General features: G+C 69.8%; 8 protein-coding genes and 1 pseudogene. 6 read left to right on the top strand and 3 right to left on the bottom strand.

Going from position 1 to position 9,423, the window contains the following annotated elements; translation table 11 throughout:
* Positions 1 to 118 precede the first annotated feature (118 nt).
* From VIW71_RS10680 to pstB, 6 genes are all read left to right on the top strand, one after another.
* Positions 119 to 1,756 (top strand): CYTH and CHAD domain-containing protein, encoded by a 1,638-nt coding sequence (locus tag VIW71_RS10680; RefSeq protein ID WP_331621851.1) that lies wholly within the window; start codon positions 119 to 121, stop codon positions 1,754 to 1,756.
* 335 nt (positions 1,757 to 2,091) lie between these two features.
* Positions 2,092 to 2,418, top strand: coding sequence for an IS3 family transposase (locus tag VIW71_RS26540; RefSeq protein WP_414720722.1), 327 nt, complete (start codon positions 2,092 to 2,094; stop codon positions 2,416 to 2,418).
* On the top strand, positions 2,415 to 3,392 hold the full coding sequence (locus tag VIW71_RS10675; RefSeq protein WP_331621850.1) for a PstS family phosphate ABC transporter substrate-binding protein: 978 nt from the start codon (positions 2,415 to 2,417) through the stop codon (positions 3,390 to 3,392). The genes VIW71_RS26540 and VIW71_RS10675 overlap by 4 nt, the downstream gene beginning before the upstream one ends.
* A gap of 77 nt (positions 3,393 to 3,469) precedes the next feature.
* On the top strand, positions 3,470 to 4,336 hold the full coding sequence (gene pstC / locus VIW71_RS10670) for a phosphate ABC transporter permease subunit PstC (RefSeq protein WP_331621849.1): 867 nt from the start codon (positions 3,470 to 3,472) through the stop codon (positions 4,334 to 4,336).
* Positions 4,333 to 5,238: a phosphate ABC transporter permease PstA gene (gene pstA, locus VIW71_RS10665; protein WP_331621848.1), complete on the top strand. Its 906-nt coding sequence runs from the start codon at positions 4,333 to 4,335 to the stop codon at positions 5,236 to 5,238. The genes pstC and pstA overlap by 4 nt, the downstream gene beginning before the upstream one ends.
* A gap of 5 nt (positions 5,239 to 5,243) precedes the next feature.
* The gene (gene pstB / locus VIW71_RS10660) at positions 5,244 to 6,155 is read left to right on the top strand and encodes a phosphate ABC transporter ATP-binding protein PstB (RefSeq protein WP_331621847.1); all 912 of its coding nucleotides are present in this window, start codon (positions 5,244 to 5,246) and stop codon (positions 6,153 to 6,155) included.
* A 276-nt stretch (positions 6,156 to 6,431) separates the two neighbouring features.
* Here the strand turns inward: pstB and argF are convergent, their stop codons facing one another.
* The 3 genes and pseudogenes from argF to VIW71_RS10645 form a co-directional block, all read right to left on the bottom strand.
* Positions 6,432 to 7,436, bottom strand: coding sequence for an ornithine carbamoyltransferase (gene argF, locus VIW71_RS10655; protein ID WP_331621846.1), 1,005 nt, complete (start codon positions 7,434 to 7,436; stop codon positions 6,432 to 6,434).
* A gap of 118 nt (positions 7,437 to 7,554) precedes the next feature.
* Positions 7,555 to 8,778, bottom strand: coding sequence for an arginine deiminase (locus VIW71_RS10650; protein WP_331621845.1), 1,224 nt, complete (start codon positions 8,776 to 8,778; stop codon positions 7,555 to 7,557).
* 50 nt (positions 8,779 to 8,828) lie between these two features.
* Positions 8,829 to 9,423 (bottom strand): annotated as a pseudogene (locus VIW71_RS10645) (polynucleotide kinase-phosphatase); the annotation flags it as partial.

The raw sequence follows: 9,423 nt of genomic DNA, 5'->3' as shown, positions 1-9,423 counted from the left end.
AAAAAGGTAAACGGGGACGGCCGGGAACGCCGGGGCAACGGCCGTAGGTCTCCGGAACGCCGTACGTCCCGTCGGCTCCCTGCCGAATGACGGCCCCGGTATCGGGCAGGCGCCCGATATGACCACAGTCCGCACCGAAGAGGAAGCCAAGTTCGAGGGACCAGGCACGTTCGATCTCGACGGCCTGCGGCGGCTGCCCGACGTGGCGCGGGTGCGCGAGGAGAAGCCCGAAGAACTGGACGCCGTCTACTACGACACCGCCGACCTGCGCCTGCTGGCCCACGCGATCACCCTGCGCCGCCGCAGCGGCGGGCACGACGAGGGCTGGCACGCGAAACTGCCCGCCGAAGGCGGCGCCCGCCGCGAGATCCACGCACCACTGCGCGCGGGCAGACCGGGCAAGGTCCCCGGCGAACTCGACCGCCGCGTCAGGGCCTACACCCGGGGCGAAGACCTCATCCCCGTCGCCCACCTGCGCACCCACCGCAGGCGCCACCTGCTGCTGGACAGGCAGGGCCGCTGCCTCGCCGAGGTCGCCCAGGACCGGGTCGCCGCGCAGATCCTGGGCACCGAGCGCCTGCACCCCGGCGACGGCCGCAGCACCTCCGCCCGTACGGACAAAGCCAAAGATCAAGGCAAAGGCAGCGGTACCGGCGGCAGCGCCGGCACCAGCACTCAGCTCACCCACTGGTCCGAGATCGAGATCGAGAAAGACGAAGGCGGCGCCAAACTGATGCGCGCCGCGGCCGACTGGCTGGTGGACCACGGCTGGCGGCCCTCCCCCAGTGCGCACAAACTCGACCATGCCCTGGCTCCCACGCTGCCCCCGGACTTCGGCACGGCGGGCACGCCCGAGCAGGACCGCCGGCCCCGCCCGGGCTCCGCCGGCGACGCCGTCATGACCAGGCTCGGCGAGCAGCTCGGCATTCTCCTGGCCACCGACGCGGCCGTACGCGCCGACGAACCCGACGCCGTCCACCTCATGCGCACCACCAGCCGCAGGCTGCGCAGCCTGCTGCGCAGCCACCGCCGCGTCCTGGACCGTGAACGCACCGAACCCGTCGCGGACGAACTGCGCTGGCTCACCGGCGTCCTGGGCGACTCCCGGGACCACGAAGTCCTCGCCCAGCGGCTCCAGCAGCAGGCCCGCGAACTGCGCGACCCGGCCGACACCCCGCTCGCCCGGCGGATCGGCGCCGAGGAACAGGCGCAGCACGACCAGGCCCAGCGCGCCGCCGTCGCCGCCCTGGACGGACCCCGCTACCACGCACTCCTGGACGCCCTGGAAAACCTGCAGGCCGACCCGCCACTACGCAAGGGCAGAGCCCGCAAACCCGCCGTCACCCACCTGCGGAAGGTCGCACAGCAGGACCACGCGCGCCTGACCGCACGCATGGAGGCCGCCGCCGAGGCGACCGGCGGACCCGACCGCGACGTGGCGCTGCACTCCGCACGCAAAGCCGCCAGACGCGCCCGCCACACCGCCGAGTCCGCGGTGCCCTACGCCGGGAAAACCGCCGACCGCTTCCGCAGACGCGCCAAAGCCGTCCAACAACTGCTCGGCGAGCACCAGGACGCCGTGATAACCCGCGCCGAACTGCCCGAGCTGGCCGCCCGCGCCCGCACGGCCGGCCACGACACCTACGGCTACGGCCGGCTCCACGCCCGCCAGGACGAACTGGCCCGCCAGGCACGCCAAGCCCTGCCCGCCACCTGGCGCAAAGCCCGCTCGGCCAAACTCGTCCGGTTCACCTGACCCACCGATCCCTCATCCCCTGAGCCGCCCGACTGCCAGGAGCTCTACGCCGTGCTGCGCGGCCACCGTGAAGAGAGCGACGGCACAGGGTGCAGGGACATCCGCGTATACGCTCCTCCGCGGACAGGTGCGCGGCCGCCTGGTGGCCGAGCCCGCTCCCGCCGACTGCCGACTGCCGGGTGCCGGGCGCCGGGTGCCGGGTGCCGGCCAGGCTGTGCACACCGATCGACGGCCAGGCGTACGACCCGGTCCCCATCGAGCGGCACAGCCCCACCCCGGCCTGGCGCATCGAACACCCCTTCTGACATCGCACCGACGAAGGGGCCCTCCCGCGCATCCGTGACGCCGAGCTGACCGAGCGGATCACACAGGTCCATACGCGGTCACACGGAACCCACGGCGCCCCGCGTGTGCATGCCGCGCTCGAGCGGGACGGCACCGGACGCGGCGCCAGTTCGGTGAACGAGTGCTCGGACACGGGCACCCCCGGGCGCGTCGGCTTGCGAGCACGCGCCATGGATACACGCTGGTGGTTCACGGCCGCCTGGGGGCGCGCTCGGCCGCCGAAGGCGGCCGAGCGGACAGAGAGGGGTTCGCGTAGCGGGGTCCGCGGTAGCCGGGTATCGCAGCCGGCCCGACAACGTAAGGATCGAGTGACGTGAACGGAACGCCTGGTTCGGGAAAGATCGTCGGGGTGGCGGCTTTGACGTTCGCCGCCGCACTCGCCCTCAGTGCCTGCGGTGGCGGTGCCGGCGGCACCGGCAGTTCCTCCGGCAGCGGGGATCTGTCGGGCACCGTGACGGTGGATGGTTCCAGCACGGTGGCGCCGCTGACCACGGCGGCGGCCGAGATTTTCGCCGAGGAGCAGCCGAAGGTCCGGGTCACCGTCGGGACGTCGGGGACCGGTGGCGGGTTCGAGAAGTTCTGTGCGGGCGAGACGGATATCTCCGACGCCTCCCGCCCGATCGAGAACGAGGAGAAGTCGGCCTGCGAGGCGAAGGGGATCACGTACGGGCAGCTCACCGTCGCCAATGACGCGCTGACCGTCGTGGTGAACAAGGACGCCGACTGGGTGGACTGCCTGACCGTGGCGCAGCTGAAGAAGATCTGGGAGCCCGGTTCCAAGGTGAACAACTGGAACCAGGTCGACTCCTCGTTCCCCAGCGAGCCGCTGAAGCTGTTCGGCGCGGGCACCGACTCCGGCACCTTCGACTACTTCACCGAAAAGATCAACGGTAAGGAGGGCGCTTCCCGTACCGACTACAGCCCGACCGAGGACGACAACGTCACGGTGCAGGGCGTGGCCGGCTCCAAGGGCGGCCTCGGATACTTCGGCTATTCTTACTTCGAGGAAAATACGGACAAACTCAAGGCGCTGAAGATCGACGGTGGGGCCGGCTGTGTCGCCCCGAGCGTCCAGACCGCGCAGGATGGTACGTACAAGCCGCTGTCCCGGCCGCTGTTCATCTACCCGAACGTCGAGTCCCTCGACAAGGCCCAGGTGCTGGGCTTCGTCGAGTACTACGTCGACAACAACGAGTCCATCGCCAAGGACGCGAGGTTCATTCCGCTCAACAGTGAGCAGGAGACGGTTCTCACGTCCAGCTTCGACAAGCTCAAGGCATCCGTGAAGTGACCGATTCGCTGTCGGAGAGCGCTGCAGGGGCCCGACCCCGGTCCCTGCGGCGGGGCCGCCCGCGCTACGGCGAATGGGTGATCAAGGGCCTGCTGCTGATTGCCGCCCTGGTCTCGGTCGCCACCACCGCCGGGATCGTCATCTCGCTGATCCCGCCCACCATCGATTTCTTCGGCCGGGTCAGCGTCGGCGACTTCCTCACCGGCACCGAGTGGACAGCGCTGTTCACAGACCCGAAGTACGGCGTCCTGCCGCTGCTGAACGCCACCTTGCTGATCACCGTGATCGCCTTGCTCGTGGCCGTCCCGATCGGTCTCGGCGCCGCCGTCTACCTGAGCGAGTACGCCAACCGGCGCGCCCGCAAGTTCCTCAAGCCCATGCTGGAGGTGCTCGCCGGCGTTCCGACCGTGGTCTACGGCTTCTTCGCGCTCACCTTCGTCACCCCGCTGCTCCAGGACATCTGGCCCGGCGGCGAGGGACCGGACTTCAACAACGCCCTGTCGGCGGGGCTGGTGATGGGCGTGATGATCATCCCGACCATCGCCTCCCTGTCCGAGGACGCGATGGCCGCCGTGCCGGGCGCGCTGCGTGACGGCGCCTACGCCCTCGGCTCCGGCAAGCGCATTGTCTCCGTACGCGTCGTGGTGCCGGCCGCGCTGTCCGGCATCGTCGCCGCCTGTGTGCTGGGGGTATCACGGGCGATCGGGGAGACGCTGATCGTCGCCATCGCGTCCGGTAACCGCGCCGTGCTCAGCTTCAACCCGCTGGACGCCATGCAGACCATGACCGGATTCATCGCCCAGGCCGGGTCCGGCGACATTCCTGTCCAGTCGTTCGAGTACAAGACCATCTTCGCGGTCGGCGCGCTGCTCTTCGTCATCACCTTCGTGATGAACATGATCAGCATCCGGCTGGTCCGCAGGTTTCGGGAGGTGTACGAGTGACCGTCGTCCCCGTCGCCAAGCCGCCTCCGGACGGCGCCCCCCGGCGCCTGAACGGGCCACGCTTCCGGCCGGCGGAGAAAGCGTTCAGCCTACTGCTGCTGTGCTGTCTGGGCGTGGCCGTCATCTTCTTGGGCGTCCTGCTCACGTACATCGTGGTCGAGGCGTGGCCGCGCCTGGACTCGCGGCTGTGGACCAACTTCCCGTCCATCCGCCGCCCCGCGCGGGCCGGTGCGCAGTCGGCGATCTGGGGCACGGTGTGGGTGACGTCCTTCACCGCCCTGTTCTGCCTGCCCACCGGCATCATGGCGGCCATCTACCTGGAGGAGTACGCCAACCCTGACCGCTGGTACAACCGGCTGATCGAGCTGAACATCCAGAATCTCGCCGCCGTCCCCTCCATCATCTACGGCATCCTCGGCCTCGGACTGCTCGCCCGCCGACTCGGCCTCGGCACCACCGTCCTGACGGCCGCGCTCACGCTGTCCCTGCTGGTACTACCGGTGGTCATCATCGCCTCGCGCGAGGCGATCCGGGCCGTGCCGCAGTCCATCCGGCAGGCATCGTTCGCGCTCGGTGCCACCCAGTGGCAGACCATCCGCCGCCAGGTCCTCCCCGCCGCCGTTCCCGGCATCGCCACCGGCTCGATCCTCGCCCTGTCCCGGGCCATCGGTGAGGCCGCACCTCTGCTGCTGCTCGGCGCGGTGACGTACGTGGCCTTCAACCCCGAGGGGCTGGACAGCGCCTACACCGTGCTGCCCATCCAGATCTACGGCTGGATCAGCCAGTCCCGCGAGGAGTTCCATCACCTCGCCGCGGCTGGGATCGTCATCCTGCTCGCCATCCTCCTCGTCATGAACGCCACCGCGATCTGGCTCCGCAACCGCTACGGCAAGCGCTGGTAACCGCCATGAACCACACGAACCCGCCGAACGACGAGAGCCCGCGGGGTGCCGGGACGCCCGAGCCCACCCCGCCGTCCGTCTCCCTGTCCGTCGGCCTCCGACGCGGGCCGCGGCACCAGGACCGCCCGGCCCCCTCCCTGAGCGACCCGGTCTTCCACGTCTCGGACCTGAACGTCTGGTACGGCACCCATCAGGCGGTGAGAGAGGTGACGATGGCCATGGGCCGCCGCCAGATCACAGCGATGATCGGTCCGTCCGGCTGCGGCAAGTCCACCGTTATCCGCTGCCTGAACCGCATGAACGACCTCATCCCCGGCGCCCGTGTCACCGGCAAGGTCGCTTACCACGGTGAGAACCTCTACGACCCCGAGGTCGACCCGATCGAGGTACGGCGGCGCATCGGCATGGTCTTCCAAAAGCCCAACCCCTTCCCGAAGTCGGTCTACGACAACGTCGCCTACGGGCTGCGCGTGAACGGTGTCAAGGGCAAACTGGACGACCTGGTGGAGGAAGCCCTGACCGGCGCTGCGCTGTGGGACGAGGTCAGGGACAACCTCAAAGCGAGCGCCCTGGCGCTGTCGGGCGGCCAGCAGCAGCGACTGTGCATCGCCCGCGCGATCGCGGTCAAGCCCGAGGTCATCCTCATGGACGAGCCCTGCTCCGCCCTCGACCCGATCGCCACCGCCAAGATCGAGGACCTGATGGACGACCTCGCCACCGAGTTCACCATCGTCATCGTCACCCACAACATGCAGCAGGCCGCCCGCGTCTCGGACTACACCGCGTTCTTCACCTCCGACGTGGACGACTCCGGGGTCCGGCACGGCCGCCTGGTGGAGTACGACACCACCGAGAAGATCTTCGCGAACCCCGCCGACCAGCGCACCGAGGACTACATCACCGGACGCTTCGGATGAACCGCCGGGGCGCAGAGGACAACGAATGACATCTGCCGTCCGGCAACGCCGGCCTCGCCGGCTCGGCTCCCTCTGTCCGGCTGTTTCCTGCTCGCGGCCGGTCGCAGGGTGACGTGCGCCCTTGCGCAGTACGGCGTAGCCCACACCGACACCGACGGCCACCGGCCATTCCAGGACACCGGCGACGCCGAGGGCTCCCGGCAGCCATTCGCTGGTCTCTTCCGGGACATCCGAACCTCCGCGACACCTCGCGGGGGCGCGGGCAGACCGGCCTGCTCACGCCCCCGCGAGGGTCGCCACCAGGACCGCCTTGATGGTGTGCATACGGTTCTCCGCCTGGTCGAAGACGACCGACCGCTCGGACTCGAAGACCTCGTCCGAGACCTCCAGGAAGTCCAGGCCGTGGCGGGCGTGGATGTCACGGCCGACGGCGGTGCCGAGGTCGTGGAAGGCGGGCAGGCAGTGCAGGAAGGTGGCGTCCGGATTGCCGGTGGCGCGCATCACCTCGGAGGTGACGGCGTACGGCTTGAGCAGCGCGATCCGCTCGTCCCAGACCTCCTTGGGCTCGCCCATGGAGACCCAGACGTCGGTGTGGACGTGGTCCACACCGCGGACGCCCTCGGCGACGTCCTCGGTGAGGGTGATGCGCGCACCGGTGGCGGTGGCCAGGCCGCGGGCCTCGGCGACGACGGCGGGGTCAGGCCACAGACCGGCCGGCGCGGCGATGCGGACGTCCATGCCGAGCAGGGCGCCGGTGGCCAGCAGGGAGTTGCCCATGTTGGAGCGCGCGTCGCCGAGGTAGGCGTAGGAGATCTCGGGCAGGGGCTTGGGGTTGTGCTCGGTCATGGTGAGGATGTCGGCGAGCATCTGGGTGGGGTGCCATTCGTCGGTCAGGCCGTTCCAGACCGGCACGCCGGCGTACGCGGCCAGCTCCTCCACGACCGCCTGGCCGTGACCGCGGTACTGGATGCCGTCGAACATCCGCCCGAGCACCCGGGCGGTGTCCTTCACCGACTCCTTGTGGCCGATCTGCGAGCCCGAGGGGTCGAGATAGGTGGTCGAGGCGCCCTGGTCGGCGGCGGCCACCTCGAAGGAGCAGCGGGTGCGGGTGGAGGTCTTCTCGAAGACCAGCGCGATGTTCCGGCCACGCAGCCGCTGCTGCTCGACGCCCGCTTTCCTGGCCGCCTTGAGGTCCGCTGCCAGCGCCACGAGGTGGCGGAACTCCTCGGGGGTGAAGTCCAGCTCCTTGAGGAAGTGCCGGCCCTTGAGGTCGACGGCCATGCGGAAACTCCTAGATCGGGCGGCGCCATGAACAGTGGAACTCTATACGAAGATCAGCATTCTTATACAGTCTCTGGTGTCGAATAGGGGGTTTCGCGGCTTTGCGGCGTCACGCGCGTCATACGGCGTCCCGCTCGATCGGGCAGCTCATACAGCGCGGCCCGCCCCGGCCCCGGCCCAGTTCACTGCCGGGGATCTCGATCACCTCGATGCCACGCTTGCGCAAATACGTGTTGGTGGTCGCGTTGCGCTCGTACGCCACCACGACGCCCGGCTCCACGGCCAGCACGTTGCAGCCGTCGTCCCACTGCTCCCGCTCGGCGGCGTGCACGTCCTGCGTGGCCGTGAGCACGGTGATCGAGTCGAGGCCGAGCGCCGCCGCGATGGCCCGGTGCATGTGCTCCGGCGGGTGGTCGGTGACCTTGAGGTCGGTGTCGCCCGCGCCCGGTTCGATGGTGTAGGAGCGCAGCATCCCGAGCCCCGCGTACTGCGTGAACGTGTCGCCGTCCACCATGGTCATCACCGTGTCCAGGTGCATGAACGCCCGCCCCTTCGGCATGTCGAGGGCGACGATGGTCTGCGCCGAACCGGCGGCGAACAGCCCGCGCGCCAGCATCTCCACCGCCTGCGGAGTGGTCCGCTCGCTCATCCCGATCAGCACCGCGCCCTTGCCGATCACCAGCACGTCGCCGCCCTCGATGGTCGAGGGGTAGGCGGCCTGCCCCTCGGACCAGATGCGGAAGTCGCTGGCGGCGAAGAGCGGATGGTGCCGGTAGATCGCCTCGAAGTGCACGGTCTCGCGCTGCCGGGCGGGCCAGCGCATCGCGTTGATGCTGACCCCGTCGTAGACCCAGGCGGAGGTGTCGCGGGTGAACAAGTGGTTGGGCAGCGGGTTGAGCAGGAAGTCGTCCAGGTCCATGGCGTGGAACCGGATCGAGACCGGCTCGGGGAAACGGTCCAGGAACTCCCGCTTGGTCATGCCCCCGACCAGCGCCTCGGTCAGCTCGGCGGCGGTGAGCTCGTCGAAGGCGGCCCGCAGGGGATCGGTGGCCAGCGGACCGTACTCCTTCTCGTTGAACACCCGGTCCAGGACCAGTCCCTTGGCCTCCGGGAGCAGCAGCGTCTCCCGGAGCAGGTCGCCGAAGAGGTGCACTTCCACGCCACGGTCGCGCAGCACGTCCGCGAACCCGTCGTGCTCGGCCCGAGCCCGGCGCACCCACAGCAGGTCGTCGAAGAGGAGGGCGTCCTTGTTGGTGGGAGTGAGACGTTTCAGTTCCAGGTCCGGCCGGTGCAGGATGACGCGGCGCAGCCGCCCGGTCTCGGAGTCCACGTGAAATCCCATGGCACTGACCTTCCCACGCCGGGCGGCCCGCACCACCCGGAGCCGGTCTTCTACAACCGAGGATCGACCGGTTCCGATTCCAGCGCCAGCACCGCGAAGACCGCTTCGTGCACCCGCCACAGGGGCTCGTTCGCGGCGAGGCGGTCCAGGGCTTCCAGCCCGAGGGCGTACTCGCGCAGCGCCAGCGACCGTTTGTGGCCGAGGGAACGGTGGCGCAGGCGGGCCAGGTGTTCGGGGCGGGTGTACTCGGGGCCGTAGATGATACGCAGGTACTCCCGGCCACGGCACTTGATACCGGGCTGCACGAGGCGGCCCGACTCGGTGCGTACGAGTGCGCCCAGGGGTTTGACCACCATGCCCTCACCGCCCGCCTCGGTCAGGTCGAGCCACCAGCGCACGCCTGCCGCGACGGAGGCGTCGTCCCCGGTGTCGACCAGCAGCCGGCCGGTGGCGCGCAGCAGCCCCGTGGGGTCGGCCTCGACCAGGCGGTCGATGAGGGCGAGCTGCCGGTCGTGCGGCAGGTCGGCGAGGCTGCGGTCCTGGACGGCGAGCAGTTGGAAGGGCGCGAGGTGGACGCCGTCCAGCCCGTCGGTGGTCCAGCAGTACCGCCGGTACGCCTCGGTGAACGCGCTCGCGTAGGCCGCC

The sequence above is a fragment of the Streptomyces sp. genome (genome assembly GCF_036524955.1).
In the GTDB taxonomy this organism is placed as follows: domain Bacteria; phylum Actinomycetota; class Actinomycetes; order Streptomycetales; family Streptomycetaceae; genus Actinacidiphila.
The sequence above is the reverse complement of the archived record's forward strand: the minus strand, read 5'-3'. Positions and strand labels throughout refer to the sequence as shown.

Coding starts and splice junctions, on each gene's coding strand:
- VIW71_RS10680 (WP_331621851.1), top strand. CDS start 119: ATGACCACAGTCCGCACCGAAGAGGAAGCCAAGTTCGAGGGACCAGGC.
- argF (WP_331621846.1), bottom strand. CDS start 7,436: ATGGCCGTCGACCTCAAGGGCCGGCACTTCCTCAAGGAGCTGGACTTC.
- pstB (WP_331621847.1), top strand. CDS start 5,244: ATGAACCACACGAACCCGCCGAACGACGAGAGCCCGCGGGGTGCCGGG.
- VIW71_RS10650 (WP_331621845.1), bottom strand. CDS start 8,778: ATGGGATTTCACGTGGACTCCGAGACCGGGCGGCTGCGCCGCGTCATC.